The sequence below is a fragment of the Deinococcus alpinitundrae genome (assembly GCF_009982895.1).
In the GTDB taxonomy this organism is placed as follows: domain Bacteria; phylum Deinococcota; class Deinococci; order Deinococcales; family Deinococcaceae; genus Deinococcus; species Deinococcus alpinitundrae.
This window is the reverse complement of the sequence record NZ_WXZL01000347.1, coordinates 1-257: the sequence shown is the minus strand read 5'-3', so window position 1 is coordinate 257 and position 257 is coordinate 1. Positions and strand designations below refer to the sequence as shown.

Annotated in this window: 1 protein-coding gene; it reads left to right on the top strand. The window is 30.7% G+C overall.

The window, feature by feature from the left end; genetic code table 11:
* The coding region (locus GUI70_RS25925; RefSeq protein WP_237725161.1) for a CorA family divalent cation transporter at positions 1-257 on the top strand (257 nt) is incomplete at both ends.

Sequence of the window (257 nt, the reverse complement as noted above, 5' to 3'; positions counted from 1 at the left end):
AGTATATGAATACATTAGATGCAGAATTAGATTGTGCAGATGTCGTCATATTAATTTTAGATATGATGGTTGATAAATATTTCAACTTTGTATATGCACTTGAAGATAGTGTTTATCATTTTGAAGACCGCCATGTAGATGATCGCTTTAATAAAATGGTCATGGATAGTGTCTTTAAGTTACGTTCGGATTTGATTAAAGTAAAACGTGTACTGTTTCCTATGCAAGAGCTAATTGATACAATGAAACAAAATGGT